Genomic DNA, 25,097 nt, shown 5'->3' with positions numbered 1-25,097 from the left:
GCTTCGACGCCAGTCACACTTTCACGGGGAACGTCGCCAAGATGACCACACCGATGACAGCGAGAGTCAGGCCCAGAATGAAGAAGGTGCGCCGGCGCCATTCGGCGCGCTGGTTCTGGGACAGCGCCGCGAAGAACAGCACGAGCGCGAAGAGCACGGTGAGCAGAGCGTAGTTGTCTCCGCGCTGGTTGTTCACGAGTGCTTCGTCGAACTTGGCGTCCGCGCGCGCGTGCAGGTCTTCCGCTTCCTCGGTCCCCGGCGGAATGTACTCCTCCCTGGCGAGGGGCCCCTGGGATACGCGCCCCTCCGCCGTCCAGGCGTCGAACGCGATCCGGAACTCGTCCGTGAAGCGTTCCTCGATGAAGGTGACGAGTTCCTGGTCGTCGTCTGCGGTGGCGAGCACCCATTCGGTGTAGATGGTCAGATCGTATTGGCGCGCCGCTTGGGCCCTGCTTTCGGCGGAGGCGGCCTGGACACGTGCGCTGGACGCTTGGCTGAAGGCGATAGACATCTCACCGCCCCATTTCGACGCCTCGAATCCGCACCATGCGGTGATGACCGCGGTTATGGACAGCAGCACCACCGTGGCCACCTCCAACCACCGGCCGGGATGAGTGACTTTCTCGGTGGCGTCCATGCGCGCCGTCTTTTAGGGCAGCACGATCTCGAATGCCGGGTCTCCGGGGGTCAGTACGCCGAGCAACTGCTTCAGGACGCCGAGGTCGCCGCGCACGTCCAGGCCCTCGGCGTCGAGGTCTCCGCCGGCGAGGCGGATGAGCCGCTCCTTGGTGAGGGTGAGATGCAGTGCGGCATCTGTGGCGGGTTCGCGCTCGACGTAGACGAGCACGCCGTTGCGGAGCGTGACGTGGAACGAGCGGTCGAGATCACTGAGTGTGATGTCGAATCCGAGGTCGAGGTCCCAGGCGCGCGGGCCGTCGACGGTGATCGCGACGGCATCGAACAGCTGTTCCGGGGTGAGCTGCGCTCGGATGGCTGGGGCGTTGGTCACGGTCGGGGTACCGAAGTTTCCCTCGCGCAGTTCGGTCGCCCCGGAGAGGAAGAAGTTGCGCCAGGTGCCGTTCTCAGCGCCGTAGCCGAGCTGCTCGAGGGTGTCGGCGTAGAGCGCCTTCGCTTCCGCATTGTTCTCCTCGGTGAAGACCGCGTGGTCGAGCAGTGTGGCCGCCCAGCGGAAGTCTCCCGAGTCGAAGGCGGCGCGGGCGAGCTCGAGGACCCGGTCGATGCCTCCGATCGCGTCGACGTAGCGCTTCGCCTGCTCCTTCGGCGCGTGCGGCCAGAGCCGAGCCGGGTTCCCGTCGAACCAGCCCATGTACCGCTGGTAGATGGCCTTTACGTTGTGGCTGACCGAGCCGTAGTAGCCGCGGGCGTGCCAGGCGTTCTCGAGCGCGGGCGGCAGCTGGATCGCCTCGGCGATCTCGGCGCCCTGCATGCCCTGGTTCAGCATCCGCAGCGTCTGGTCGTGCAGGTACCCGTACAGGTCCCGCTGCAGACCGAGGAACTCACGGATCTCCGCGTTGCCCCAGGTCGGCCAGTGGTGCGAGGTGAACACGACTTCGGCGTCGTCGCCGTAACGCTCGATGGCCTCGGTGAGGTACTGCGACCACACGTGCGGATCCCGCACGACCGCGCCCCGCAGGGTGAGCAGGTTGTGCAGCGTGTGCGTGGCGTTCTCCGCCATGCACAGCGCCCGGTACTTCGGGAAGTAGAAGTGCATCTCGCTGGGCGCCTCGGTGCCCGGCGCCATCTGGAATTCGATCTCCAGCCCGTCGACGGTGTGGGTCTGCCCCGTCTCGGTGATCTCCAGCGTCGGCGCGAGCAGGGTCGCCTCCCCGGTCGACGTCGTCTGTCCGAGACCGGCGCCGACTGCCCCCTGCGGGCCGCGTGCGAGTGCCGCGCCGTACATGTACCCGGCGCGCCGGCCCATCGCGGTGCCCGCGTAGACGTTCTCTGCCACCGCGTGCTCGACCATGCCCGCGGGGACGATGATCTCGACCCCCGCGTCGACGTCGGCCTGTGAGACGATGCCCTGCACGCCGCCGAAGTGGTCGATGTGAGAGTGGGTGTGGATGACAGCGGTGATCTTGCGGTCACCGCGGTGACGCCGGTAGAGCGCCATCGCCGCGGCTGCGGTCTCCTTCGAGATCAGCGGGTCGATCACGATCACGCCGGTGTCGCCCTCGACGAATGACATCACCGACAGGTCGAGCCCGCGGATCTGGTACAGGCCGGGCACGACCTCGAACAGGCCGTGCTTGGCGACCAGCGTGCTCTGGCGCCACAGGCTCGGGTTCACCGTCTCCGGAGCATCACCCTGCAAGAAGTCATAGGTGGACGCGTCCCAGATGATATCGCCGGCGGCGTTGCGGATCGCAGGCTCGTCTAGCGTGCCGATGAATCCTCGCTCGGCCGCCGCGAGATCCCGCTCATCGTCGAACGGGAGCCGTGCCTGCAGCTCTGCCTGCTGTTGCCGGATGGTCTCTGATGCGTCGCGCTGACCCATGATGGTGCTCCCGTCTCCGAAGAACAGTTCACGACGAGTCTTGCGGTCACGAAAGACGGTGACAACCACCTTTCGTCTGAACCTTGTGCCGGCCGCTGTCACGCGGCATCCTGAGGTATCGGATCACCGCGGGCCCCCGCGGGTGTCCGGTTCTGGGGACGAGGCTGGGGAGGCCTCACGCGGGATGCCTCATGGGTGGCGACTCCCTCGGTCGCACGTGCGGCATCCCGCACACCCGGACGGACGCTGGCTGATACCGTCGGCGCATGCCCCGACGTATGGCGGACCCTGAGTTTCGACAGCAGCAGTGGGACGATCGCTATGCGCTGCACATCGCGCCGGTCAACGAGTACGTCGACGAACTGCGTGAGGTCGGCCGCGGGTGGGCGCCGTACGTCGCGCCCCTTCATGGTGGAGTCGAAGCGCGGGTGCTGAGCATTCTTCGCGATCCAGGGCCCGCGACGCAGGACGGCAAGGGTTCGGGCTTCATCTGCGTCGAGAACAACGACGGCAGCGCCGAGCTTCAGGCGGTCCTGCTCGAGCAAGCAGCGCTATCTCCGTACGAGCTGCTGCCGTGGAATGCGTACCCCTGGTACATCAACCGCGCCCCGAAGGCGGCTGAGCTGGATGCCGGCGTCCAGACGATCCTGCACCTGCTGGAACTCGCGCCGAGGCTGAAGGTCGTGCTACTCCAGGGTGGTGATGCGGATCACGCCTGGCGCCGGTTGCTTAGGCAGTCCCCTGAGATCGAGCGTGAGCGGGGTCTCACCGTCGTTCGGACGTTTCACCCTTCGCCGCAGGCTCTCTTCGTGCGGGATCTCGAGGAGAGAGCTGCACGCGTAAAGCGACGAGCCGACGCGTTCGTCGAGGTGGCAGGTCTGCTCGAGCCCGTGCGATCGACGCCATGACGGGCACGGGGAGCTCGCCACGCGAGCGCTGATGACCGTCCGGTAACGATGGTCATCAGCGCCTTTCGCGTCTCGCACTGAGAACCGAAGGTGTCAGTAGGCGCTGATACGGTCAGCGTCGACATCAACCTGCTCGGAGAGGCATCCCTTGAACATCACAGCACCCAAGCTCGGCGCGACCATCGCACTTCTGGCACTCCTCGGCATCAGCGCCGTGGGGTGCGCATCTCCCGAACCGTCCAGCTCGTCGTCTGGCGGCGAGTCCTCCTCGTCCGAGACCGAGCAGGTCCAGGAGGAGGAAGCTCCGGAGCCGGTGAGTCTGGAGGGCTCCTGGAAGCAGAACAACTCCAACTCCGAGGACGCGTGGCAGGAGGCCACGATCACCGGTGACACGATCGAGGTCCACTGGGTCGCCGACGGCGGTGACACGAAGTCGCTGTACTGGGCCGGCACCGTCGAGGTCCCGGCAGAGGGCGACTCGTTCACCTTCGATTCGGCGAACGACACGTCCAAGACCGAGTCCTCGATCATGGCATCGAGCGACGCGACCAAGACGTTCACGTACGAGAACGACGAGCTCAGCTACGAGGTCACCGCGATGGGCACCACGATGACCGTGCGCCTCAGCCGCGAGTAAGCACTTCGCTCACTAGTCGGCACAGCCCCCACGCTCTCGGAGCGAATGGGGGCTGTTCTGTCGCAGTTGGTGGCTCGTTCCAGGCGAGTCCCGACGGACACATGGTGTCGCGAATCTTCAAGCACGCTGGTTCTCGCGCCCCGTAACGTCGAAGCCATGACAGGAAGAGGACACCGTTGAGCGCGTTGATGGGCGAAGAGATCAGGACCGCGGAGGTCAGTGGCGACATGAGGACGGCAAGAGGAACGTTCGAGGTGTCGCTCGAGCCCGCGGAGCACGATCAGGCGGGCATCCGCCGAATGGTCATCACCAAGACATGGCGGGGTGACCTTGCCGGGCAGGGGGCCGGGACGATGCTCGCAGCTGGCGATCCGGCAACCGGAATGGCGGGCTATGTCGCCGTGGAAACCGTTGACGGCGAGCTCGACGGGTTGCGCGGAGGCTTCGCGTTCCAGCAGTTCGGAACGATGACGGCACCCGACCAACAGCTGCGCTACGAGATCGTGCCCGGCTCGGGAACCGCGGACCTGGCAGGAATCACCGGAACGCTCGACCTCGAGATCATCGACGGGAACACCGCTACCTGTTGACCTACGCGCTGAGCTGACAGCACGGGTGAAGCGCAAGCGGCTCGCCTGTTGAAGGTGTCTCAGGCCTGACTGAGATTGCTCGCGGCTTCAGTCTGCTGGTCAGGCGCGGCGGCGTCGAAGACGCGCGTTCTGATGACCTGGTCGACGCCGACGAGGCCGGCGAGCTTCACTACATCGCGGCCGCCCATGATGCGGTTCAACATGAACTGCGGCGGGAAGAGGTCCAGCAGCGGGTTCTCACCGTCGAACGACCGCGAGGTCCTGGCGGCGAAGATGCGCGTGGTGTCGAGAGCTCTGAAGCTGTCGATCGAGAGGATGGACGTTCGGGGATCGGGCCAGATCAACCGGTCCAGAGGCTTCGCACCGGTCCAGTGCTGCTTGATGCGCTTCATCACTCCGACCGAGGCGTTCGTCGCGCCGACATACGCCTGGCGGTACTCGTCGAGCACCATGACGTAGAGGCCGGGCACCCCATCCCACTTCGTGAGATCGGTGACCTCGGTCATGCCCGGTTGGCTGGTGATTGCCGCCTGCAGCGCGGCATCGAACTCGGCAGTGTCGAGGGAGGCGAAGTGCGCCATGTTGAGGTCGTAGTTCGCCAGTGCCAGCTCCTGGAGGAACGAGCACCATGCGTCTGTGTAGATGCGGTGGTCGGGGTCCTCGTATCTGTCGTCGATCGCGTCCCAGAGATACGGGTCCTCCTCGCGGTACCAGCGTTGCAGGGAGGAGCGCTTGTTGATCCGGGCGTAGGTCTCGCGCGACATGCGGAGGCCGAGCTCGCGGCTGCCGCGGACCTTGAGTCCGAAGTGCACGGCGCTTTCGACCGGACTGGTGCCTGCTCGGCGACCACGCTGCGACGAGACGGCGACCCCCCAGATCTTCCGGGCTGGTCGCGGATGCCACCGGTGCCAGAAGAGCACGTGACCGGAGTCGACGAGCATCTGCAGGGACGCGTTCGCGTCGGCGCCGATGTCGACGTTGAAGATCCGCGCAGGGTCGAACTCGAGATGCTCGCCCTCGGGGATGATGCTCTGCTGGTTCAGCTCCCACGGATCAGCATCGAGCACTAGGTAGCCGGAGTCAGTCAGCTCTCGTCGCAGCTGTGCAGCGTGCTCGGTCGACGGCGCCCAGACGAGTGTCTCGCGCGGAGTAGCGGTGATCTCGAGTTCCACGATGGCGTTCAGCCCTCGGGGCGCCACGCGGCGGCCTCGGCGGCCATCGCGGCTCGAGCAGCCGAGAGCCGGGGGAGCCTGCCGGGGTTCTTGTCCAAGTTGATCGGTGGTGTGAGGCGCACGATGACGCTGGTCTCGACGTCGCCGAGCGGGACCCGCATGTCCGCTGGCGCCGGCCAGACAGAGAGCTGGAGGCGCGCGTGCATCCACTCGTTGAGGCGTGCGTCGCCGCCGTCGGCAAGGGCGTAGTTCGCGAAGCGCTCCGGCTTCGCGAGGTTGCGCGGGACCGCATGCAGATCGAGGAAGTCGCGCAGGAGGGCGGCGAACGACCGCCGGACCGTGGACCCGCCGGTGCGGGGCTTGGACTTCGGGTTCGTGGCGAAGTGACCGTTCAGGTCGCGCGAGACCAGGCTCTCCTCGGCCTTGCCGACGTACAGGGGATGATCCGGAGCCGGCTCAAGCTGGAGATCCCGCCAGGCCTGCTCGTCGCCGTAGATGGCGTACAGTCCGGGACGGGCGGGGACGAGTTGCGCGGCCTCCATGATCGCCCAGCGCTCTCCGGTGAGCGCGGCGACGGCAGGATTGGTGAGGTCGTGCAGGGAGTCAGCGCTCACGCCGAGGTCCTGCCGAAGTGCGCACGAACCTCGTCGGCCTGCTCGGGGGTCAGCTCCCAGCGCTGGTTCTTCAAGTGGTCGGGGTAGCGCTCGCGCAGATAGCGGCGCACAGTGATGCCGGGCCGATCACCGTCGTTGTGACCGAGTTCGCGGCCGAGCTCGGCGGGGGTGATGACGTCGTGCGATGCGCTCATGAGGTCATCATGCACGATGCCCTCGTTGACCGCATTCCCACGGATTGTCCTCGAAGGTCGGCAGTGTCCCGGGTTGTTCTCAGTGCTGCAGGCCATCTTCTCGCTGAGGTGCGGAGGAGCCAGCAAGACCATACCGATCGAGGTGCACACCGCGAAGCTCGGGGAAGGCATCGGAGACGCGCTTCGGTGGCGCGGGAGTCCGCGGCACCTTCGGGGCGGGGGTGTGCTGAGCCGCACTCTGCAAGCTGGACCGAACCATGTGCGAGGTGAACTGTCGCGGCCGCATCATCAGCCGGCCGTTCCATGCGGGACCGAGATCGATGAGGTGATGGTCGGAGGAGACGATCACGTCCGCGTCGACGGCGGGGTCCTTCGCGAGGGCGAGGATGTTATTGTCCTCGTGATTCCCGATGGCATAGTCGCGGACGACCGGGTCCACGATCGCGCCTCCGGAGTCGTCGCAGGCCTCGGCGACGAACTCGATGTACTTGGCCGTGGTTCGTTCAGACTGCCCGGAGGCGATCATCAGGCGGTGGACGTTCCGCAGGATGTGCGGCGAGGTGAACAAACGCACCTGCTGATCGAACGCGAGCGAGAGAGCGTCGGATGCCGCCGAAGGGGAGGGGAGCTTGTCGGGGAGCAGCATTCCGGTGCCGCTACGGATGTGGTCGAGGTAGACGTTGATGTCGTAGACGACCGCGATCCGAGGGCGCTCCCGCTGGCTGTTCATGAGGTTCCCAAGTCCTCGATGAGCTTGAGCGTTTCCTCGGTCGTGTAGACCTTGCCGCCGCGCTCTTCGAGCATCTCGGCGTGCAGATCGTTCATCTGCTGGACGCGGAGCTTCTTCTTGAACTCCTTCATGGCGACGCGCAGGAATTCGCTGCGGTTGCCGCCGCCGAACGCATCGGCGAGCTCCTGGAGCAAAGGGACGTCCGTCTCTTCGACGGCGAAACTGATCGGTCGTGCAGCCATTCGAGGCCTCCAAGCGTGTTAGTAATGCATTAGTAATGGTACGTCGAGAGGTCGACATCGACAAGAGTGGTCTCGAATCCCGCACGCAGTTCGCGGGATATCGGCCACCATTGCGATTCGGCTTAGATGCTGGCTGATATGTTCGGCGGCATGGCCCGCAAAATCGTGCATCAGCTCGTCGACGACATCGACGGAGAAGTCCTGGAAGTCGGATCCGGCGAGGCGGTGACCTTCTCCCTGAACGGCACCGCGTACGAGATCGATCTGTCCGAGAAGAACGCAGCAGCGTTGCGAGAGGCCTTTGAGCCGTGGATCGCGGCAGCCCGCCGGGTGTCCGCCGGCGGTACTCGCGGAGGCCGTGGGCGCCGGAACTCGCAGGGCGCCGCCAAGCGCGACCTCTCGGCAATCCGCGCGTGGGCGAAGGAGAACGGTCACCAGGTCTCCGACCGCGGCCGCGTCCCCGACGCGGTGCAGCAGGCGTACGACGCCGCGCACTGAGGCCGCCGTGGGAGAGGCGCGCGGGTTCGAGCAGGGGACGAACTGGAAGGCGAAGAACGCCGCGAGTATCCGTCTGCGCGTCGGCGACGGAAAGAAGCACCCGGTTCGTTCCTCTGATGGCGCCCCGCGGCTTACGTCTGAGGAGCAGCGGCGAGCGGACGTCCTGCGTGAGCAGGAGCGTGAACGCATCGCGAAAGAGCGCCAGGCGCGCGCGGGGCGCGCACGTGGGCAACGGCGTGAGGCCGGGCTCGACGCACGCCATGCTGAGCGCGATCACACACCAAAGGGGTGGGTGCCGGCGAACCGGCGAGGGTACGTCGATCCGCTCTCGCAGGCAGCTGATCCACGGCCGACGGCGCCGCTCAAGAAGAAGAAGTTCCGTCGCGGCCGCCGCGAGCTACAGTAGCTGAATCTCAGCGGTACTGACGAGCCTGCGCCGCGAGAATCGCTTCGCGCATCACGTCGCCGAGTTCGGCGACGATGATCTCGATGCCGGCGTCGCGGATGGAAGCCGTCAGCCACGCGCCCGGGCGATGCAGGTAGCTGGCCGCCGCCTCGTCAGCCACGGCGAGGATGAGCCGGGTCGCACCGAGCTTCTGACCGGCCCAGGCGAGTTTGAACGCGTCGGTGGCGAGCTTGCGGGGCTGCGCACCCTTGAGTGCGCCGATACGGGCGTAGGCCTCCACGAGGACCATGCGGTCTGGGGTCGCCCGTCGATCTCCATGTGGGCGTCATCGATCGCGATCCGAGCGGGAGTGAGCGCGACGCCCAGCTGCTCGGCGACGGCCGCGACGATCGCGCGCTCCGCCATGCGCTGCTCCGCCATGCGCTGCTCGGCCGAGTCGGAGGCGTGCGGGGTGGCGGATGACGGACTCATTCCGCGGCCACCAGGTCCGCGCACCCGATGGCGAACTTCGACGTATAGTCGACATGGCCACAGGCACTGCTTTCTGCAGCCTGGAGCTGGTCGCTCGAGACGGGCGCTTTGCCTGCAGCGGCGTGGAGAGCGTTCACTGCTGCGAGCATCTGCTCGCGTTCATAGAGAACCCATCCGAGCTCCGTGTTGCCGTCCTCGAGCTGGACAAATTCCTGGCGCCGATAGCGCGTCTGCTGAGCACGCGTGAGCGTAGTGCGAAGGTATTCGAGGTCTTGAGACCAGGTACGGGCGGTCATGACACCCTCCTTTCGGGTCTCTACGCCAAGCCGAGGCCTAGGGTCTTCGCGAACGACTCGAGCGTCACGGTGAGTCCAGGCGAGCTGAGTTCGATGTCCGCGGTCGGGCTCACCGGCAGGGCGTCTTCGGCGCGCTCCCACAGCGCCGCGGCGCGAGCCTCGGGGAGCTGCGGACGCTGCGCGATGGTGCGGGGGCGGTAGAAGACGCCGTCGACGTCGGGATATGCCTGGTGGATGGCGCGGGCCCACGGCCGGGACAGCGACCGATCGCCAGTGTTGATCTGATCGTTCCCGCCGACGTCCGTGACCCAGGTGCTGTCGATAAGGTCGAGGAGTGTGATCTCGCGGGTGGTCGCGAACAGCACGAACCGAGGCTGCGTGCCCCCGGTCCCTCCCGCTCCGACGCCACCGCGTTCGATGACGCCTCGGTCGCTGAAGCACTCTGATAGGCAAACGAGCAGGAGGCTCTGAACTGCCGTCTCCGGTGGAACCGTGATCTGGGGCGTGACGTAGGTCACGGCGTGGTTCGGATGGTGACCCACGGGATCGGGGTGGTGATCGAATCGGCTCCCCGTGGGCCCGAAGTGGCGGAGCTCGTGCCACCGGGCAGGGTGAGCGCCGCCGGCGTCGTAGATGCGTCCGAAGATCGTGCCGGCCGGCAGCGTACGGACAGCGCTCGGGGGGAGAGGATGCGGGAACTTCGATGCGTCGGGGGCAGGAAGCGCGCTCATCGGATCGAGAACGCCTGCTCGGCCAGCGCCGCGACAGGTTCTGCGGGCTTGCCGGCTGCGAGCCACTGGGCAGGAGTCAGCTCGCCGTCTCCCAGGTCGGGGTGAGCGTGAGTGAGGAAGTACTCCACGGCCACGGGGTTCGCCCCTTCGGGCAGCGCTCGGCTCACCGTTCCCCAGCCCGGGAGCTCACCGTGGTCGGTGAACTGGAACGTCGGGAACCGCAGGCCGCGGCCGGGGCCCGGGATCGCGAAGAGAGTCCCCTCGCCGTGGCGCTGGCGCACTCGGCCTTCGGTCACGTCGAGCAGTTCTGCGACGCGCTTAGTCGGCAGCGCCTCAGCGAGGATGTCCTGCTGGCGGAGGGCCGTGAGCACGCTGGGGCGCTCTTCGACAGGCAGCGCGTTCTCCGGCTCAACGAGCGAGCCGGCTGCGCGCAGTGCGTCCAGCTCAGCCTCCGTCAGCGACGAGTGCCCAGGCTCTTCCTCGAGCCGGAGCGCCTTGTTCACGCCCTGCAGGATGCTGATGAGGTGAGCGCGCCGACCGCTGGAGCCCAGCACGTTCAGCTCGTGCGCGAGCTCCTCGGCCTCGTGGTCCGTGAATTCCACAGGACCGACGATCTTGATGGTGATCTCGCGACCTTCGTCCGACCGAGTCGCCGTGAGGTATGCGCGTCGATCGCTGCGGAGGGGGTGTGCGGTTGCGTTCGACATCATCGGATCCTAACGGTCATTAGCGAGTATAGCTTGCGTAAGCGGCGGGGGGTCACTGTTGATGCAGAACCTCAGCGATCAGGTCGACATCGTCGTAGTCGGCGCGGCCGGGGCAGGCGCCCGTGACCTAGCTATCGACGTCCCGCGTCGATGTGTTCAGAGCGACGTGACCACGTAGCTGCGTGGGCCGGCGTGCGCGCAACGTGAGCTGCCCCGCGAAATAAACAAAGTAAATACGATTCGGCTCATCGAGTTCAGCATCGAGCCGGGTTCATCATCATCCAGGCCGCTGGCGGTCCAATGACACACTTAGCTCCATCGGCGTCCGCTGAGGTCTCATTCCCGTGATTAGAAGGGCAGAGAGGTCAGATTTGTGCCACGCCCGGAGACGAGTTCTGGGCGGATGAGCACAGGGCTCAGCGGAATGCTCCTACGGAGCTGGGGCGCTCGCTAAGCCCCCAGCAACCGGTTCGGGGCAGCGCGATCTGCGCCTCGAAGTGGAGAGCGCATGAGGCCAGTCGCTTCCGGGCTGCTCGCATCATCCCGCGGAGGGTGACGATCCGCCGGTCCATCAGCTGCGAACGACGGCGCCATCGCCTTGATCAGCGCGGTGCTTGTACCGTCGTCTTCCGCCGCGGATCTCGTTGAGTGGAAGTGGGCTGAACGCGAGGCCCGCGAGGTCGAGCACTCCTGCGTTGCAGGCAAACGTGTCCCGATCGAGACTGACCACGGTCCTGCCGTCCTCGCGCTCAAACTTACCGTAAACGTGCATATGGCCGTGCATGTGCAAGCGGGGGAGCGCAGCATCAGATACACGTTGCACACGCTCTCTCTGTGCAGCAGATACGGCCAACGCCTCGGGAGGAAAATCATGCGGATTGTTCGTGAGCAGCCGCTGCACCTCCGGTACCGCGATCGCTGGAGACTCGTGCGTGAGCATAAGGTCGGCCGGGCCGCCGGCAATCGCGGCGGCTTCCATCGGTTCCGTGATGAGTTCATCCTCGAACCAGTCCTTGCCCGCAGTTCGAAACGCCTTGTCGACGCTGGACGCGCCGCCGAGCGATAGCACCTCGCGTCCCGCGATCTGAAAACGGAACGGCCGGGGGATGAGCCACACGACGTCACTGACCCTGATCGCCATACCGGAGGCGCTTTCCTGCGCCGGGGTGATGTGGTTCCACTCTTCGTGGTTGCCAGGCGTGACCAGCACGCGCTCGATGCCTGTGCGCTTCGCCCAATAATCGACCGGGCCAGTCCCGGGCTGAGCATGCTCGAAACCGTAATCTCCGAGTTGAAGGATGGTGCGCAGCGATGGGTCATGCCGACGCATCGCGGGCAGCAGCGTTTGAATCCATCCAGCATTGCCGTGGAGGTCGCCCACGACCCACACGCGCTCATCCGGCAGGTCGAAGCTGTCGGCTGTCTCATGGATCTGCATCCATCCATCATGCCCGTGAGTGCCGACTCGGACATGGCGTCGACAACTCAACGTGGAGAATGCGAAACGGCCGAGATCAGTGGGCGCCGAGCGACCATATTGTGGTCATGTTCTGGCCACCCCTGCTGCCCAGCGAAATGCCGGTGTCCCGTTAGTGACCACGAACCGGCCTGTAAAGGACCAGCTGAAGCCCGTTTTTCGGACTGCCACTAGCGACTATGTAGTGTGGGCACCGTCGGACCACTATATGGACACGAGGCGGTCACCGGCCACCCACTGCACAGTGCTAGTCGCCGATGCTCCGTTCTTGGTGATCGGGCGCGGAAAGCTCCGCCTCTTCGAAGAGTGCGGGGAACCGCAGTCGCAGCGGGCGAGGCTTGGGGGAGGTCTCCTGATTCTCACCGGTGTTAGCCTGCGGCCGCGCCGATCGCGGTTGCTCGACGTCGTGCGGACGGTAGTCGGGAACCGTGACCTCCGTTTCTGGTTCCTCTGGGTCCGCGATCCGTGGCTGAGTTTCTCGGAGTTCCGACAGTCCCATTGTGCCCGGGACTGCGGGTAGCTCGGTGGGAGCGTGCGCACCGGAATTCTCGTGTTCGCTTGTCATCGCGTCGGCGTTTGACAGGGCTGTAGCCACCAGGCGTTGCGCGGCGCGATTTGCCTCCTGTGTCGCCTCGTCCAGAGCGATCATCATGCGTTTCTTGGGCGACAGTCGGCGTTCAACAGTCGTGTGTTGTGGCACGGACAATGTCACCGCGCTGTTGCGAGCGAAAGCGGTCTCAACAGCGTCCCTCTCGAAGGCCGTGCCGAGTGTGGTGCAGCGGCGTCGATCACTCGGCGTTGGATCGGCTGGGGTTCGGTCCGGATTCTCGCGAAGCATGCCGTACGAAATGCCACGGCCCTTCTTGCCGCGCTGTTCGATCTGAACGCCTCGGGTTCTACCGACTTCGACGAAGCTGTCCCAGTCGACAACGGCTGGATCGGCGAGCGTGTTCTCGATGCTCGCCCTCAGCACGGTGAGACTAAAAGGTTGCTTGTTGCGGGGCGCACCGAACTCATCCGCGAGGTCGCATTCTGTTTCCCAGATGATGTGCCGCTGCCATTCGCGAAGCTCACTGTCCGCGGTCGACCCGGCGCGGCGAAGACCGCTCGGCTCGCCCCGCTCGAAGCGCTCGTTCGCGTCGCTGAAGGCCTGCTTGAGGTCCGCTCGCTGCTCGAAGCCGCGCTGTTCAAGAACACGCTCATGTGCCTCGACAAGGCGTGCGTGCGTGACGACTGAACTGTTGAGACTGCGGCCGGTTTTGGTCTCGATGGAGTTCGCGACGAGGTGGTTGTGCACACAGCCTGTTCGCCCGTCTCGTTGTGTTACAACGAGCACCTGTCGGCCGGGGAACCTCTCTTCTGCGAGTGCTGTCCCGAGCTTCTGAGCCGTCAGCCAGTCGTCTGGCTCTTCGGGGTCCAACTCGTCCTTCGCGAAAGACTGGATGACGTGATACGCCTGGACGAACGCGCCAGGCTTGTCCTTACCCCACTTCTTGCGGACGTCGCGCATCTGCTGCTTCGCGACCGATACCAGCATGCCGCCCACGCCGGACGCCATGACGTACCGCTCGCCATCTTGCTCGGGCTTGTCATCGAGCGCATAGTTGATCAGCGCATCGGCCGACCGCGTCGAGCTCGCCACCACAACAGGCATAACTACACCGTCCCGCGCGGCGGCAGGCCATGGTCCACGAGGCGTGCGATGCGCTTCTCGATATCGTCGGGAACATCGCGTAGCTCAGCCACCGTAAGGAGAGCCTCCGAGACCTCCCCAGCGGTCACCGGGTCGCCGATATTCAGCCGCTTCGCGATCTGATTGAGGTTGCCGCCGATATGCGCGATGTGATTGCGAATCGGACCGAGCTCGTACCCGAGCCGATCGGAGATGTCGGCCAGGCCCCAGTCGGTCACGTTCGGGCCCTGGCGCTCGATAGCCAGCGCCCTCGCTTCCACCTCGGCGGCACCCTCACGGTCAGTAATGAGCAGGCGCAGAGCTTCGGAGAAGGAGACCTCTTCGAGGTCGCGTCCGGAGGACTTGGCCAAAGCTCGCCGCACGTCGTCGACGGCTCGTTCCTCGTCGTCGCTGAACCTCAGTGTGCGGCGCTTCGCAAAGTTGACGACCCTCTTCCTCGGACGACGCGGCGTCGCTTCGCTCGCCTTGCCGGTCCTCGTCATCAGGTCGTCCCCTTCGCTCGGTTCTTTGTGCAGTCTGGGCCTTTGCTTCCCCGCTCCGCGAGGGTGGTCCCAGACTACACAAATAACGGCAAGCAGTTTATCCGTCAGACATATCGCTGCGCTCCTGTCCTTGGATACTCCTTGGTCAGGCCTCCGGCCCGACACCCGGATGAAGGCTCCCGCCTCCACGCACAGGTCGTGGCGCCACCTTCCGAAACGGAGAAACCCCATCAGCGCCTCTTCGAGGGCAGATGGGGTTTCTCTACTCGCCGCGACCGCACGGGGCCGCGGGCGACGCAACGCTCAGGCGGCTGGCTGCTTGACCGCCGTCGGCGTGCTTGAAGTCGTCGCGACCAGGGCCGGAGAAGCCGCCTGCGGCGGTCTCTCAGCTGCCTGAGCAGGAACCTGACGATCACTGCCGACTGGTTGCGTCGTAGGCTGCTCCTCAATTGATAGCAGGACGGTGACAGCCTCGATGAGGCGAGCAGCGCGCTTGGCCTCGTCCTTATCGGACGTGACCTCGTAGCGGCCGTGCTTGCCATCACGAATGATGGGTGGTTCAGGCTGGACGTCGAGAAGCTCGTACAGCTGCTCGACGGCGTCACAGCGTGCGAACGCCGCGACCTTGATCGCGTCGTTCACGTTCTTGTCGTAGGCGTCCTGCTCGGCCTGCAGCGCGGCGATCTGCGCAGCTCGGAGCTGACTACGGGTCCTTCGCATGGTGTTCTCCTAACGGTGCGGTGTAGTGGTCAGCCCCGATCAACGGGGCTCGGTCTTAGGTGGGGCTACGGTCTCCTCGCCCCTACCCGGAGGTGCAAAGGGATCGCTGCCGACGTACTGGTCCAGGTCAGCAACGCTGATACCGAGAGCCGTGAGTTCGTCCGCGAGTCGTGAGGTCAGCGCTCGGGACCGCTGCAACGGCGTGTCCCACTCGGAGCGCCAGCCGGCAGTGCAGCCGGGCGTCCGGCAAGTGATAGGGAAGCCCGAGCTCGCAGCGGATCCGTGGTCGGTGGCGCATGAGGCGGTGGCCCCGTTCGCCATGAACCTAGCGATCCACGCTCGAACGTCTTCAGCGACGAACTCGCGGGTCAGTTTCACGCTCGCAAGATCCGCATCGGAGATGGCGGAATCCGGAGGCACCAGAACCCAAGTCTTGGAACGCTTGGTGGTCGGGTCCGGCTTGATCTCGTCGATCTGCCACCCTGCCTTTCGAAGATCCGGAGCCACTCGCCGGAGCTTGCCACTCATGCCACGAGGCTCGGGCCAATAGCGATCGTCCGAGGGTCTGCGCAAGAGCTCGTGAAGGGCCTTGCCGGTACCCGTCCAGCGACGTTTGATCGTCTCGGTGATCGCCACCAGGAACTGGTCGGTGCTCACGATGTCCTCGGCGACAGAATCTTGCGCCCGCCGGTAACGGCTCAGAGTGTCTGACCCCGTTGCATGATCAAGAGCGGCCAAGATCTCGGCGAAGTCCGCCATCCGAGGCTTGTTGCCGAGTTTCACGACGGGCAGCTGCTGCAAGGTCAGAACAACAAGGTCCAACAATGCACCCACCATCGAGGCGTAGCTCGCGTTCCAAGCGGAGTTCAACTCGCGTTCTGAGCGACGCCTGTCTGCGGGGATCACCTCAAGATCTCCCCAGACGCATCGCTCGGCGAGGTCGCCGTTGAGAACGCCGATATCGATACTGGTGAATCCCAGGACGCCCTGCACCTGCATGATGCGCACGTCGTCGTCGGTGTACAGCGCGCGGTCGACATCAGCTTCACCGGTCACGAATCGGCACAAGCCGTCCGACAACCAACGCGGCATCGACGACATATTGTCGAAGACCACGCCGCGCGAGTGAGCCCCGGCGTGAAGCAGCCGGTCCGCATCGTTCGGTGGGCGCCTCACCGGCGCGGTGGTCGGATCGAACAGGGAGAAGAGCCGTCGTGCACTACTGGTCTTGGCGGTTCCCTGTTCACCGAGCAGAGCCAAGGCCGGGCACGGAAGACCGACAAGGATCGTCGCAGCGACGAGCCAGCCGATGATCAAGCCGCGGTCCGAGGCCGGCAGATTGACGAACTCCCACAATGCGTCGAGGTTTCCGCCGCGCGCAGGGACGGGCAAAGGGGCGGTCACGGCGGTGCGGCGAAACAGCACGGGAAGGTCATCGTCGCCGTCGAGGATCTCCCAGCCGGCTGCCGTCACGCGGATGACCTGCTCACTGCGATCGCCGATGTCGATGAAGATCTCGTCGTCGCTGGGGCGCGCCGTGCGCAGGTGCAGCTTGATGGGCTCGAAACTCTCCTCCGCCTCGTACTCAAGCGCGCTCATCGCCTCAGTCAACGCGTTCTGCGAGGCTGTGCGAGCGGTCCGACGCCGGTACATGCCGCCGAGTTCCTTGCGGACGGAGCGTCTGCTGCCGAGGAGAGGAATCGCTACGTGACCGCCCTTGCGAACACCGAAAGGCTTGCCATCGGTATCGACGTGAAGGTCGTAGTGATCGAGGGCCAACTCAACGAGCTGCTGCGCGGTGGACCGCTTCCCGAGCGCCTCGGGGATATCGCGGTCTTCAGGTACGCTGGTGGTAGTCAAATGCAGGATCTCCTTTCAGATCCGCCATGGGGTCGCCGAGTTGCAGCTCGGTGGCCCTTTTTGTTTCTTCCGTATGGGTAGTGCTCGCTCAGGGTTCGAGCGTGATGTCGATCTTGTGGTTGCGGTCCCTTCGTATCCGCGCCTGCACCCTGCCGTGCGCGTGTTGAGCACCAGCAGGCCGCTTCGGGGGCGAGGCAAGAGCAGGCACGCTCCCGGGAGCCGAGGAAGATCGGTAGTGCGGAAGTCACCCCCGCACTTCTCCTGCGCGGACTGCACCTATTTCGCCTCCGAGGTGCCAATAGAGAAGTGATGGGGTTCCGTCCGCATCTCCGCTCCCGTGCGCGGGTTATCTAGGCGACGGCGGGGCGCGCCACGTGCGGAACACCACGCGGAACGTGTCGGTCCCGACAGTTGCCTCGAAGTTCCGCACGGTTTCCGCGCGCAATGGGTCCGGCGAGGACGCATCACATCGCCGGCTCGAGCTGCTCCTCGATCCAACGGTCGACATCGGCCTGACGCCAGCGAACAGCGGCGCCGATCTTCACGGCCCGGGGGAGCGGCTCACCGAGCGACCGCTTGCGGTAGATAGTCGACACAGACATGCCGGTCTGGGCGGAGAGATCGTGAACGTCGAGGAGGGTGTTCGTCGTCTGTGTCATGCGGAGTCCTTTGATAGCGAGTACCAGAAATTTGTAACTTGTGAGGTACCGTAACACAAGCTACATGATTCTGGTAACTTGTAAGCATGGAATCAATGGCATACGCGGAAGCGGTGGGCGGATTTCTTGCCGCCTACCGGCGGCGGCACGGGATTACCCTTGAGGCGATCGCGACCGTTGGACGCGATTACGGAGCAACGTGGAGCCTGTCTAGCGTCCAGGCGATTGAGCGGGGCAAGGCTGCGCCGACGGTTCCGACGCTTCTCACGCTCGCACTCGCACTTGGAAAGCTCTCTGGTGAGCCGCTTCGACTCGCCGACCTTCTTGGGGCTGCGGAGTTGCTGGAACGGCCGTACGAGCTCCGTGAGGATCAGCCCGTGCGGCGGGAGTGGGTCAACCGCGTACTGTCGGGCGCACCGATCGCGCTCGAGGATGGCGACTATGCGCACGTGGGCGCCGCGCCGATAGGTGGGGATCACGAGTGGGACGAGGAACTCGAGATGGCGGCCCTTGAGCATATGAGGGTGCACGGCAGGAAGTCCGAGTCGTATGACCAGGTGGATGCACAGTGGGGGGCCATGACGGAGGTGCCCGACCGTGACACGCGTCAGAGCGCTCGTCGGCCTAGTGTGAGCCTTGCAGAGTCTCGGGCGGCAAAGAAGCTTGGGATACGCCCACCTCTGCTTCAGCAGTACGCGGCGCGACTCTGGGGCCATTCCCTTGAAGTCGAGGCCCTGCTCCGTGCCGGCGAGGACAGCACGCCGCAGGCGCGTGGGCGCGTCACGCGTGTGCTCATTGACGAACTCCGCGCATCCACCGACGGTGAAGTCTGATGGCCAGACCTCGAATGGCGATCGGAACCTACGGCACCATCCACGTGGCCGAGGTTCAGCCGGGGAAGTGGCGTGCCCGCACGCGGTATCGTTTCGCGGACGGCAAATCCCGCCAGATCGAGAAGCACGCGCCGAGCAAGGCCAAGGCGACGGCCGCGCTGAGGCATGCGCTGACCACGATCGAGGCCGACCGCGGTGGCGAGCTGAAACCGGCAACGCACCTCCGCGCCCTCGGCCAGAGGTTCTTGGAGTCCCGGCGTGAGTTGGGGCGCTCAGAAGGCACGCTGGAGACCTACGGCTATGCAGTCACCGCTCATATCGCGCCCCGGATCGGCGACCTCTCAGTCGCCGAGGCCACACCTGAACGGCTGCAGAAGTTTCTTAACGCCGTTGAGAAGGAAGCCGGCCCGGGGGCAGCAAAGAACTGCCGATCGGCGCTGAGTGGCATGCTCGGCCTAGCGGTGCGGAACGGGGCTTTGTCGCACAACCCCGTGCGTGAGCTCGAGCGCGTCACCCAAAGGAAGAAGAAGGGCAGCACCGCAATCCCGTTGGACGAACTGCCGATGTTTCTCCAGCGCGTCCGTGAGGACGAGAAGCTCAACGAGTGGGACACGGTGGATCTGATCACGTTCATGCTCGCGTCAGGGTGGCGAGTGGCCGAGGTGTGCGCGCTCGAAGCGAGCGCTATCGACTTCGCCGCCGGCACAGCTTCCGTTGTCGCGCAGAATGTGCGTGTGAAGGGGCGGGGAATTGTGCGGCAGGAGTTCGCGAAGACCGACAAGTCCGCGCGTACCACCCACTTGCCGGAAGCGACCATGCTCCTCCTTCACAAGCGGCACGAGAGGCTGCGCGCCGATACCAACCTCATCTTCCCGACTCCGCTGATGCGCCCTCGCGATCCCTCGAACACGCAGCGGGAGCTTCGAGACCGTCGCGACGGCCTGGGGTACCCGGGATTGTCAACGCACGCGTTCCGAAAGTCGGTAGCCACGATTCTTGACAAGGCTGGACTGTCCGCGACAGAGATCGCCGACTACCTCGGACACGAGAACCCGAGCATGACCCAGGACGTGTACATGAACACCATCAAGGGCTCCACCAAAGCTGCAGGCATCATGGGCCAGAAGCTGGACGGGCTGATCTAATCCGGTGCGAGAAGCAGCCCGGGGCGGAGTGAGGAGAGGGCTTCCGCTCTACCCGATCGTAGTGTCCGTGGCTGCGGATACGATCCATCGATGACTGATGAGCAGCCGCCGGCGCCTGATCCTGCGAGCGGGCTGAATCTTGCGGACGAGCTGAACCGTGACTTCTATTCGCATTCACCATCGCAGTACCTGCGAACTCGAATCGCGTTGCTCGTCGCCCTCGGCGACGCCGATGCCGCCTTGCATCCCGCGCTCGTTGGAGGTGTCCGTGCGTGGGGTATGGGCGTCGAGCTAGAGGTGCCACTAGACGACGAAGAGATCGACGGATTCGCTGTGGTCGAGTCGATCTCGATCATGTACCTCGCGGCGGAGGCACTCCTGCGGTTGTACTTCGCGCACGTGGAACCGGAGCCTTGTCCGCCGCTGAAGCTCTCGTCGTTGACGAGCTTCGCGAAGTTCAAGCAGATGGCGGGCGACTTGTTGACCAGCCCTCCGCGCAATGAGCTATTGCGCGAGGTATTCCGCGGCAGGCTCGATGCGCCTGCTGAGGTATCCGCGGAGGCATGGACAGAGGACGCTGACGTCCTTCGATTTCTCTTGACTCGGGCAGCCGCGCTGCTCGCCCGCGAGGCTAACGTGTACAACTCGACGAAGCACGGGCTTGCAGTGCAACCTCGGAAATCCGGGCTGCGCCTCGGTAGCGAGGAGGACCCGAATGGCGTGATCATCGACCACCACGGACCGTCCATCCGGTTCCTCAGCAAGGGTCCTAGCGCCGAAGAGGGGGTGCAACAGTGGCGAGAGACGATCCAGTTCGCGTTCCCTTCCATCAACCTCGCAGTTGCATCCGCTTTCGCCGACGAGATCGACGCGATCCACGCGGTGGCGAAGGCGCGCTTGACTGGTGAACAGGGCTCAGTGACGATTCGTCAGCGAGCGTTGATTGACCACCTTCGTGCCGTGCCCTTCGCTAGCAACTACACGGGGCTTCTATCTCTGGGGATGCATCGAGACTTTGGGGTCAGGATTGGGCGCTAGTTGCGTTCGGGCGACGCTGCTGCCTGAGCCTGATAGTGCGGAGTTTGTGCGGAGTCCACGACTGAAAACCCCAGAGCCTGCCCGGAGGGAGGCAGTCGCTGACGCGGAAAAACCCTGATAAGCGCATAAAAGAACCCCCGCGATGTAGAAGCTACGCGAGGGTTCCAGTGGCTCCGACCGGCATCGATCCGGTGACCTTTCGATTTTCAGTCTCAAAATTTGGTCCGTATGGACTTGCTTTCATTCCGTACATCTGGCTAATCTAGCCGTACGGAATCACACGGCATCGCCTGGAATCGCCAGGAAGGATGCACCTGTGGTTGCACCTTGGCCGGAAGGGAGCAGCGATGATCCGCCAGCGGAACATCCGTAGAAGACCGATGCATGTCGGAGTAATCAACCTCGAATTTTGGAGCGCGCATGGCAGAAGACTCGAAGCGCACGCAACGTGCGCCTAGCCGCGGGAAAGGTGAGGGGGCAGTCTTCCAGGACAGCCGGGGCCTTTGGACCGCAGTGCTGGAACTGCCCTCTCAGGACGGCAAGACTCGCCGCCGCAAGTACATCCGCGCGAAGTCGAAGCCGGACCTCATGGTGAAGTTCGCCAAGGCGCGTCGAGAGCTCGAGGATCGAGGCGACCTAGATACGAACGTGTTGACTGTCGAGCAGTGGTTTACCTACTGGCTTGAACAGGTCGCCGCCAAGAGGGTGCGTCCGGCAACGCTGAACGGGTACAAGTCGGTGGTCAAAGCGCACATCATCCCGGGTCTGCGCCCAGGAACCAAGCTGGACAAAATCACCGCCGCGACCATCCGGAGGGTTCACGCGTCTGCACTCAACGCGAACGGTTCCTCCACATATGCCCTCAATGCCCATCGGATCATGTCGGCCTCGTTTGAGGTTGCTGTCCGCGAGGGTCGCTTGTTCCGCAACCCGGCCAAGCTGGTTGAGGCGCCACGTCGAGCGGTTACGTCGCTGGACGTGCTGACGAAGGAAGAGGTCCGCGAGTTCATCGCCCGCGCCAGGGCGACCCCAGGGGGAACTCGCTGGATTGTCAGCGTGCTCACGGGCGCTCGACGGGGCGAAGTTATTGGTCTTGAGCGTGATCGCGTTGGCGACGTGCTCGACCTGTCATGGCAGTTGCAACGCCTTCCCGGCGCCAGGGACGGCAACCTAGTGGCCCCGGCAGACTTCGAGTACCGCCACATTCGCGGCGGCTTGTACTGGACCCGTCCGAAGTCAAAGGCAGGATGGCGCATCATCCCCCTCGTCGAACCACTGCGAACCTATCTCCTAGAACACCTCGAATCAGAACCCGAGAATCCTTGGGGCCTCGTGTTCACCGAAGACGGACGGCCCAGGGACCCAGACCGCGACACCAAAGCCTGGAACCGATTCGTGGAAGACATCTTTCCCGGGCGCAACGTCCGGTTGCACGATTTGCGCCATACCGCCGTGGACATGCTCTACGAGGCAGGCGTCCCCGAGGACCTGATGATTGAGATCGTCGGGCACTCGACGCGCACGATGACCCGCGCATACAAGACTCGCGGCAACATCGACCGCCTGCGCATCGCTATGAGCAGCTTCGGCGAGCTCGTCACGCCGCCGGCGGATGGGCCAGCACGTACGCTCGAAACAGGCGGGTCGTAACACCAAGCTCGTGGATAACCCGTTGTTCATCCGGGCACCACTTGTACAAGTCGGCAAGTTCGTCGGGATCGATCAGATTCTGCGCGGCGAACTTGTCGGCTTGTTTTTCGTGCTTTGGACGATCGTCTTCATGGCCATGGGCTGCGTGTCCCACGCCATGCGCAAGGGCAGAACGTTGATGGACCGCACGAATTCGCGAGTTCACGATAAGCGTGTTGTACTCAGGCAGCCACAGCTCATGCCCGGTCCGCAGCGGTCTCGTCACGACTTCGAGACCTAGCGAGGCGGCGTGCTCCCATGGGTCGTACGCACGGCCCCTAGGGAAGGTCTGACTCGTCCTGGTCCATGTGCTCGTCATTGATCGCTGCCTTCTTCTGGATCGCTTCCAGTTCGTCGTCGGTCATCTCAGCCGGGTTCTTCTTCTGTCGTTGATCGGCGATGCTAGCCGGGGCCGGGGACACGGGCGCTTCGGGGTTGAGAGTCGGCCCGTCGGACCACCACCCTCCGAAGCCCTCCGCCCGCTCAACGGCTCGCCGGACAAGCTCCTGCGGAGTTATTCCGAAGACCCTCGCGAACCTGGCGATCGCGGTGACATGGATATCCCTAGGGGCCTCGCTGAGAATTCGATTGATCGTCGACTCGCTGAGGCCCGTCTCAACGATCAGCTCTCGCACCGACTTCTTGGGCCGCAAAGCGGCCTTCTCTGCGGCGATCTGAGCGCCCATGGCACGGTTCAAGATCGAGTCTTTGGTATCCATCCGTCCAGCATATGCGCCGTGCGAGAACTTTTCAGCCCGTATGGACACTTTTCGCTTGCACTCTCTCCATACGGGTGTTACCTTGTCCATATGGAAAGAAGAAGCCCCGCCCAGACCATCGCCGCCAACGTGCGCGCGATGGCTGCCGACTCTGGTTTCGCCGTTGAAGCTGTATCCGAGGCCGCTCGGGTTGCTCGGTCCAAGATCGAAGGTTCTGAAGAACTGACGTTCGTGGACGTGTGCAACCTGAGCGGCCTTTTTGGCGTTCGGCCGGAGGCCCTGTTCGAGGGAGTGTCATGAAGAGCGTTGTGAAGCTCCTGCGCGAGATTCGCGATCTATTGATGCAGCAGAAGCAGGTTGCGTACACCATCCCGGAGGCGGCTGGCGTTGCCCGGATCGGGGTTACGAAGCTGCGGGAACACATCACACGGGGCGAGCTTGTCCCATCGTTCATCGACTCCAAGCCCGTGATTCTTCACGACGAGCTTGAGCGGTGGCTTCGCGAAAGGCCCAACAAAGCGCCCCACTGAGGCGCCGGCTGACCACCGAGAACTGGTTCCCGCACCTCCCTGTCGCGGGGAGGGGCGGACGAGTGCACCCGAAAACAGGGGCACGCACAACTAAATCCCGCCCCCATCCCGCGTTACACCGACCGGCTAAGGGGAGATCGGGCGAACTACATAGAGGTAAGCGTCAAGCCGATGGCCGGCCACCAAGGGGTGGTTCCGCGGATGGTGTGAGGTCCATTCCTTGGTTGGGGTGGCGGCTCCGTCTCGTGAGGGCGGGGTGTGGAGTAATTCAAGGCTCTCACGGGCCGGTGATCTAACGAGTCCAGGCTTCCCCGTTCGGGGCGGCGGTTACCGGTCTAGAACTTCTCGTGCGCTTCGGCTGGTGCATATGCGGGGAGATGGAGCGCCTGGCGGGTGGACGGCATACACCGGGGTTCGAGTCCCCGGCGCCCACGGAAAGGAGTTCACATGGACGACTCTGTGCTGGACCGATTCAAAAGCAAGTACATCCCTTTGGCGAGCGGTTGTTGGGCATGGACCGCGGGCAAGACGCCCGACGGGTACGGCACGATGTCCGTCGCGGGGCGGACGCACTACGGTCATCGGCTATCGTACGAGCACTTCAAAGAACCTCTAGATGGTCGCTTCGTAGACCACACGTGCCGCAATCGTGCGTGCGTCAACCCGGACCACCTAGAGGCAGTGACGAACGCCGTGAACGTGCTCCGTGGCGAAGGCCGCACTGCGGTGAACAAGCGGAAGACGCACTGCCCTAGAGGCCATGAGTACTCCGCGGCCAATACCTATTGGTGGAACGGTTGGCGGCGTTGTCGAGCATGCATGAAATCCCGAGTCGGCACACGGCGATGAGGCGCATAGAGGTGTGTCTGCGATTCGTTAGGAACGGCCCGGGGAGCCTCATGGTCGGTTTGGCCGGCGCCGTGGTCGTGCACGGGTGGGGCACTTGGTTTTCCCTGCACCGTTGGGGTGGTTGTGGGGTTGCGCGTGGTGTGGGGCTGCGTGCGTGGGTGGGGGTTCGGGTGCATGGGGTTACCCGAACCCTCGCCGAAATATGGCACAGGAGACATAAGGAGCACGACATGGGTAAGCGTCTGCACATCTATCTGTCGGATGACGTGAGGCGGTCGGTCGAGCAGGGCGTGGAGGTCCGCGCCAACTGCGGCAGGCGGAAGACGCTCACTGCGGCCGATATCGACAAGGCGGCTCAGGTCGATTGGCCTGGCTGCAAGAAGTGCCTGGCCGTGGTGGCTGCTCACTCGAAGGACGGTGATGTGACGCTGGTCCACCGTTCGGGTTGGGAGGCGTTGCGTCAGCGCACCACCCATACCTCTTACCGGTTCACGATGCGGCTCACGAGCTCTGGTTCGTACGTCACCGACTGGCCTTTGGCGGGCTGAGCGATGTTCTCGGTCGTTCGTCGTTTGTTGATGTTGCGTCGTGACCGGCGTTTGCGGGTTGCGGGGTTCCTGGTCGAAACGGCCGCCTACCAACGCGCACTACACAAGGAAGGCCACTGAACATGGCGATCAACGAAGAGT

At 64.4% G+C, this 25,097-nt stretch carries 33 protein-coding genes; 14 read left to right on the top strand and 19 right to left on the bottom strand.

The annotated features are described in order from the left end of the window. Positions 1-13: 13 nt before the first annotated feature. Positions 14-637, bottom strand: coding sequence for a hypothetical protein (locus AB0300_RS12865; protein WP_051667916.1), 624 nt, complete (start codon positions 635-637; stop codon positions 14-16). A gap of 12 nt (positions 638-649) precedes the next feature. Continuing rightward, positions 650-2,518 (bottom strand): alkyl sulfatase dimerization domain-containing protein, encoded by a 1,869-nt coding sequence (locus tag AB0300_RS12860; RefSeq protein WP_036331343.1) that lies wholly within the window; start codon positions 2,516-2,518, stop codon positions 650-652. A gap of 266 nt (positions 2,519-2,784) precedes the next feature. On the opposite strand from AB0300_RS12860, the gene AB0300_RS12855 reads away from it, so the two are divergent. The 3 genes from AB0300_RS12855 (at position 2,785) to AB0300_RS12845 (ending at position 4,653) form a co-directional block, all read left to right on the top strand. Further along, the gene (locus AB0300_RS12855; RefSeq protein ID WP_029266173.1) at positions 2,785-3,426 is read left to right on the top strand and encodes a uracil-DNA glycosylase; all 642 of its coding nucleotides are present in this window, start codon (positions 2,785-2,787) and stop codon (positions 3,424-3,426) included. A gap of 148 nt (positions 3,427-3,574) precedes the next feature. Further along, positions 3,575-4,063, top strand: a complete 489-nt coding sequence (locus AB0300_RS12850) for a hypothetical protein (RefSeq protein ID WP_029266170.1) — start codon at positions 3,575-3,577, stop codon at positions 4,061-4,063. 188 nt (positions 4,064-4,251) lie between these two features. Continuing rightward, on the top strand, positions 4,252-4,653 hold the full coding sequence (locus AB0300_RS12845; protein ID WP_366216137.1) for a DUF3224 domain-containing protein: 402 nt from the start codon (positions 4,252-4,254) through the stop codon (positions 4,651-4,653). A gap of 59 nt (positions 4,654-4,712) precedes the next feature. Here the strand turns inward: AB0300_RS12845 and AB0300_RS12840 are convergent, their stop codons facing one another. From AB0300_RS12840 to AB0300_RS12820, 5 genes are all read right to left on the bottom strand, one after another. Further along, entirely contained in the window at positions 4,713-5,852 is a 1,140-nt protein-coding gene (locus AB0300_RS12840; RefSeq protein ID WP_062635485.1) for a hypothetical protein, read from the bottom strand. Continuing rightward, entirely contained in the window at positions 5,834-6,439 is a 606-nt protein-coding gene (locus tag AB0300_RS12835) for a GIY-YIG nuclease family protein (RefSeq protein ID WP_029266166.1), read from the bottom strand. Before AB0300_RS12835 ends, AB0300_RS12840 begins: the two co-directional genes overlap by 19 nt. Further along, positions 6,436-6,633 carry a hypothetical protein gene (locus AB0300_RS12830; protein WP_071327683.1) on the bottom strand — a complete coding sequence of 66 codons (198 nt, stop codon included), beginning with the start codon at positions 6,631-6,633 and terminating at the stop codon, positions 6,436-6,438. The genes AB0300_RS12835 and AB0300_RS12830 overlap by 4 nt, the downstream gene beginning before the upstream one ends. A gap of 79 nt (positions 6,634-6,712) precedes the next feature. Next, the gene (locus AB0300_RS12825) at positions 6,713-7,363 is read right to left on the bottom strand and encodes a hypothetical protein (RefSeq protein ID WP_029266162.1); all 651 of its coding nucleotides are present in this window, start codon (positions 7,361-7,363) and stop codon (positions 6,713-6,715) included. Further along, positions 7,360-7,605 carry a hypothetical protein gene (locus AB0300_RS12820; protein ID WP_029266161.1) on the bottom strand — a complete coding sequence of 82 codons (246 nt, stop codon included), beginning with the start codon at positions 7,603-7,605 and terminating at the stop codon, positions 7,360-7,362. Before AB0300_RS12820 ends, AB0300_RS12825 begins: the two co-directional genes overlap by 4 nt. A 150-nt stretch (positions 7,606-7,755) precedes the next feature. On the opposite strand from AB0300_RS12820, the gene AB0300_RS12815 reads away from it, so the two are divergent. Both AB0300_RS12815 and AB0300_RS12810 read left to right on the top strand, forming a co-directional pair. Beyond that, positions 7,756-8,103 carry an Lsr2 family protein gene (locus AB0300_RS12815; RefSeq protein WP_029266159.1) on the top strand — a complete coding sequence of 116 codons (348 nt, stop codon included), beginning with the start codon at positions 7,756-7,758 and terminating at the stop codon, positions 8,101-8,103. 7 nt (positions 8,104-8,110) lie between these two features. Further along, a complete protein-coding gene (locus tag AB0300_RS12810; protein WP_029266157.1) occupies positions 8,111-8,509 on the top strand; it encodes a hypothetical protein in 399 nt (132 codons plus the stop codon). A gap of 7 nt (positions 8,510-8,516) precedes the next feature. Here the strand turns inward: AB0300_RS12810 and AB0300_RS12805 are convergent, their stop codons facing one another. Then, positions 8,517-8,798, bottom strand: coding sequence for a hypothetical protein (locus AB0300_RS12805; protein WP_029266155.1), 282 nt, complete (start codon positions 8,796-8,798; stop codon positions 8,517-8,519). Positions 8,799-8,827: 29 nt separating this feature from the next. Here AB0300_RS12805 and AB0300_RS12800 point away from each other — a divergent pair, with 29 nt between their 5' ends. Continuing rightward, positions 8,828-8,971: a hypothetical protein gene (locus AB0300_RS12800; RefSeq protein WP_156040315.1), complete on the top strand. Its 144-nt coding sequence runs from the start codon at positions 8,828-8,830 to the stop codon at positions 8,969-8,971. A gap of 5 nt (positions 8,972-8,976) precedes the next feature. Here the strand turns inward: AB0300_RS12800 and AB0300_RS12795 are convergent, their stop codons facing one another. The 9 genes from AB0300_RS12795 to AB0300_RS12755 all read right to left on the bottom strand — a co-directional run bounded on the left by AB0300_RS12795 (position 8,977) and on the right by AB0300_RS12755 (position 17,605). Then, the gene (locus AB0300_RS12795) at positions 8,977-9,276 is read right to left on the bottom strand and encodes a hypothetical protein (protein WP_029266153.1); all 300 of its coding nucleotides are present in this window, start codon (positions 9,274-9,276) and stop codon (positions 8,977-8,979) included. 20 nt (positions 9,277-9,296) lie between these two features. Beyond that, positions 9,297-9,641, bottom strand: coding sequence for a hypothetical protein (locus AB0300_RS12790; RefSeq protein ID WP_143049226.1), 345 nt, complete (start codon positions 9,639-9,641; stop codon positions 9,297-9,299). 362 nt (positions 9,642-10,003) lie between these two features. Next, positions 10,004-10,714 carry a hypothetical protein gene (locus tag AB0300_RS12785; protein ID WP_102207978.1) on the bottom strand — a complete coding sequence of 237 codons (711 nt, stop codon included), beginning with the start codon at positions 10,712-10,714 and terminating at the stop codon, positions 10,004-10,006. Positions 10,715-11,285: 571 nt separating this feature from the next. Further along, on the bottom strand, positions 11,286-12,152 hold the full coding sequence (locus AB0300_RS12780) for a metallophosphoesterase (RefSeq protein WP_051667912.1): 867 nt from the start codon (positions 12,150-12,152) through the stop codon (positions 11,286-11,288). A 286-nt stretch (positions 12,153-12,438) separates the two neighbouring features. Next, a complete protein-coding gene (locus AB0300_RS12775; protein WP_029266145.1) occupies positions 12,439-13,845 on the bottom strand; it encodes a relaxase/mobilization nuclease domain-containing protein in 1,407 nt (468 codons plus the stop codon). A 2-nt stretch (positions 13,846-13,847) separates the two neighbouring features. Continuing rightward, entirely contained in the window at positions 13,848-14,366 is a 519-nt protein-coding gene (mobC, locus tag AB0300_RS12770) for a plasmid mobilization relaxosome protein MobC (protein ID WP_029266142.1), read from the bottom strand. Between the two features lie 303 nt (positions 14,367-14,669). Beyond that, the gene (locus AB0300_RS12765; protein WP_029266140.1) at positions 14,670-15,086 is read right to left on the bottom strand and encodes a hypothetical protein; all 417 of its coding nucleotides are present in this window, start codon (positions 15,084-15,086) and stop codon (positions 14,670-14,672) included. A gap of 39 nt (positions 15,087-15,125) precedes the next feature. Continuing rightward, on the bottom strand, positions 15,126-16,946 hold the full coding sequence (locus AB0300_RS12760) for a hypothetical protein (protein ID WP_051667911.1): 1,821 nt from the start codon (positions 16,944-16,946) through the stop codon (positions 15,126-15,128). A 464-nt stretch (positions 16,947-17,410) separates the two neighbouring features. Further along, on the bottom strand, positions 17,411-17,605 hold the full coding sequence (locus AB0300_RS12755; RefSeq protein ID WP_062635491.1) for a helix-turn-helix domain-containing protein: 195 nt from the start codon (positions 17,603-17,605) through the stop codon (positions 17,411-17,413). Between the two features lie 95 nt (positions 17,606-17,700). On the opposite strand from AB0300_RS12755, the gene AB0300_RS12750 reads away from it, so the two are divergent. From AB0300_RS12750 to AB0300_RS12735, 4 genes are all read left to right on the top strand, one after another. Continuing rightward, on the top strand, positions 17,701-18,438 hold the full coding sequence (locus tag AB0300_RS12750) for a helix-turn-helix domain-containing protein (RefSeq protein ID WP_062635493.1): 738 nt from the start codon (positions 17,701-17,703) through the stop codon (positions 18,436-18,438). 14 nt (positions 18,439-18,452) lie between these two features. Then, the gene (locus tag AB0300_RS12745) at positions 18,453-19,583 is read left to right on the top strand and encodes a tyrosine-type recombinase/integrase (protein ID WP_062635495.1); all 1,131 of its coding nucleotides are present in this window, start codon (positions 18,453-18,455) and stop codon (positions 19,581-19,583) included. A 90-nt stretch (positions 19,584-19,673) separates the two neighbouring features. Beyond that, positions 19,674-20,621 (top strand): hypothetical protein, encoded by a 948-nt coding sequence (locus AB0300_RS12740; protein WP_029266130.1) that lies wholly within the window; start codon positions 19,674-19,676, stop codon positions 20,619-20,621. A gap of 420 nt (positions 20,622-21,041) precedes the next feature. Then, a complete protein-coding gene (locus AB0300_RS12735) occupies positions 21,042-22,271 on the top strand; it encodes a site-specific integrase (protein ID WP_366216136.1) in 1,230 nt (409 codons plus the stop codon). Here AB0300_RS12735 and AB0300_RS12730 read toward each other — a convergent pair. Both AB0300_RS12730 and AB0300_RS12725 read right to left on the bottom strand, forming a co-directional pair. Continuing rightward, positions 22,219-22,536 carry an ImmA/IrrE family metallo-endopeptidase gene (locus AB0300_RS12730; protein ID WP_366216135.1) on the bottom strand — a complete coding sequence of 106 codons (318 nt, stop codon included), beginning with the start codon at positions 22,534-22,536 and terminating at the stop codon, positions 22,219-22,221. The genes AB0300_RS12735 and AB0300_RS12730 overlap by 53 nt on opposite strands. 52 nt (positions 22,537-22,588) lie before the next feature. After that, a complete protein-coding gene (locus tag AB0300_RS12725) occupies positions 22,589-23,029 on the bottom strand; it encodes a helix-turn-helix transcriptional regulator (protein ID WP_366216134.1) in 441 nt (146 codons plus the stop codon). 90 nt (positions 23,030-23,119) lie between these two features. Here AB0300_RS12725 and AB0300_RS12720 point away from each other — a divergent pair, with 90 nt between their 5' ends. From AB0300_RS12720 to AB0300_RS12705, 4 genes are all read left to right on the top strand, one after another. Then, positions 23,120-23,329: a hypothetical protein gene (locus tag AB0300_RS12720; RefSeq protein WP_366216133.1), complete on the top strand. Its 210-nt coding sequence runs from the start codon at positions 23,120-23,122 to the stop codon at positions 23,327-23,329. Then, entirely contained in the window at positions 23,326-23,559 is a 234-nt protein-coding gene (locus AB0300_RS12715; RefSeq protein WP_366216132.1) for a helix-turn-helix domain-containing protein, read from the top strand. Before AB0300_RS12720 ends, AB0300_RS12715 begins: the two co-directional genes overlap by 4 nt. Positions 23,560-24,006: 447 nt before the next feature. After that, entirely contained in the window at positions 24,007-24,408 is a 402-nt protein-coding gene (locus AB0300_RS12710; RefSeq protein WP_366216131.1) for an HNH endonuclease, read from the top strand. A gap of 230 nt (positions 24,409-24,638) precedes the next feature. Continuing rightward, a complete protein-coding gene (locus AB0300_RS12705; RefSeq protein WP_366216130.1) occupies positions 24,639-24,956 on the top strand; it encodes a hypothetical protein in 318 nt (105 codons plus the stop codon). The last annotated feature ends 141 nt before the right edge of the window (positions 24,957-25,097 follow it).

Origin of the sequence: Microbacterium sp. NPDC078814, from assembly GCF_040702645.1 — a bacterium.
Lineage (GTDB): Bacteria > Actinomycetota > Actinomycetes > Actinomycetales > Microbacteriaceae > Microbacterium.
This window is presented reverse-complemented; position numbering and strand designations above follow the sequence as displayed.

Bases quoted from the DNA above. Each gene is read 5' to 3' on its own strand.
- AB0300_RS12865 (WP_051667916.1), bottom strand. From the start codon at position 637: ATGGACGCCACCGAGAAAGTCACTCATCCCGGCCGGTGGTTGGAGGTG.
- AB0300_RS12860 (WP_036331343.1), bottom strand. From the start codon at position 2,518: ATGGGTCAGCGCGACGCATCAGAGACCATCCGGCAACAGCAGGCAGAG.
- AB0300_RS12855 (WP_029266173.1), top strand. From the start codon at position 2,785: ATGCCCCGACGTATGGCGGACCCTGAGTTTCGACAGCAGCAGTGGGAC.
- AB0300_RS12845 (WP_366216137.1), top strand. From the start codon at position 4,252: ATGGGCGAAGAGATCAGGACCGCGGAGGTCAGTGGCGACATGAGGACG.
- AB0300_RS12830 (WP_071327683.1), bottom strand. From the start codon at position 6,633: ATGAGCGCATCGCACGACGTCATCACCCCCGCCGAGCTCGGCCGCGAA.
- AB0300_RS12825 (WP_029266162.1), bottom strand. From the start codon at position 7,363: ATGAACAGCCAGCGGGAGCGCCCTCGGATCGCGGTCGTCTACGACATC.
- AB0300_RS12820 (WP_029266161.1), bottom strand. From the start codon at position 7,605: ATGGCTGCACGACCGATCAGTTTCGCCGTCGAAGAGACGGACGTCCCT.
- AB0300_RS12815 (WP_029266159.1), top strand. From the start codon at position 7,756: ATGGCCCGCAAAATCGTGCATCAGCTCGTCGACGACATCGACGGAGAA.
- AB0300_RS12805 (WP_029266155.1), bottom strand. From the start codon at position 8,798: ATGGTCCTCGTGGAGGCCTACGCCCGTATCGGCGCACTCAAGGGTGCG.
- AB0300_RS12795 (WP_029266153.1), bottom strand. From the start codon at position 9,276: ATGACCGCCCGTACCTGGTCTCAAGACCTCGAATACCTTCGCACTACG.
- AB0300_RS12785 (WP_102207978.1), bottom strand. From the start codon at position 10,714: ATGTCGAACGCAACCGCACACCCCCTCCGCAGCGATCGACGCGCATAC.
- AB0300_RS12780 (WP_051667912.1), bottom strand. From the start codon at position 12,152: ATGCAGATCCATGAGACAGCCGACAGCTTCGACCTGCCGGATGAGCGC.
- AB0300_RS12775 (WP_029266145.1), bottom strand. From the start codon at position 13,845: ATGCCTGTTGTGGTGGCGAGCTCGACGCGGTCGGCCGATGCGCTGATC.
- mobC (WP_029266142.1), bottom strand. From the start codon at position 14,366: ATGACGAGGACCGGCAAGGCGAGCGAAGCGACGCCGCGTCGTCCGAGG.
- AB0300_RS12765 (WP_029266140.1), bottom strand. From the start codon at position 15,086: ATGCGAAGGACCCGTAGTCAGCTCCGAGCTGCGCAGATCGCCGCGCTG.
- AB0300_RS12755 (WP_062635491.1), bottom strand. From the start codon at position 17,605: ATGACACAGACGACGAACACCCTCCTCGACGTTCACGATCTCTCCGCC.
- AB0300_RS12750 (WP_062635493.1), top strand. From the start codon at position 17,701: ATGGCATACGCGGAAGCGGTGGGCGGATTTCTTGCCGCCTACCGGCGG.
- AB0300_RS12745 (WP_062635495.1), top strand. From the start codon at position 18,453: ATGGCGATCGGAACCTACGGCACCATCCACGTGGCCGAGGTTCAGCCG.
- AB0300_RS12740 (WP_029266130.1), top strand. From the start codon at position 19,674: ATGACTGATGAGCAGCCGCCGGCGCCTGATCCTGCGAGCGGGCTGAAT.
- AB0300_RS12735 (WP_366216136.1), top strand. From the start codon at position 21,042: ATGGCAGAAGACTCGAAGCGCACGCAACGTGCGCCTAGCCGCGGGAAA.
- AB0300_RS12725 (WP_366216134.1), bottom strand. From the start codon at position 23,029: ATGGATACCAAAGACTCGATCTTGAACCGTGCCATGGGCGCTCAGATC.
- AB0300_RS12720 (WP_366216133.1), top strand. From the start codon at position 23,120: ATGGAAAGAAGAAGCCCCGCCCAGACCATCGCCGCCAACGTGCGCGCG.
- AB0300_RS12715 (WP_366216132.1), top strand. From the start codon at position 23,326: ATGAAGAGCGTTGTGAAGCTCCTGCGCGAGATTCGCGATCTATTGATG.
- AB0300_RS12710 (WP_366216131.1), top strand. From the start codon at position 24,007: ATGGACGACTCTGTGCTGGACCGATTCAAAAGCAAGTACATCCCTTTG.
- AB0300_RS12705 (WP_366216130.1), top strand. From the start codon at position 24,639: ATGGGTAAGCGTCTGCACATCTATCTGTCGGATGACGTGAGGCGGTCG.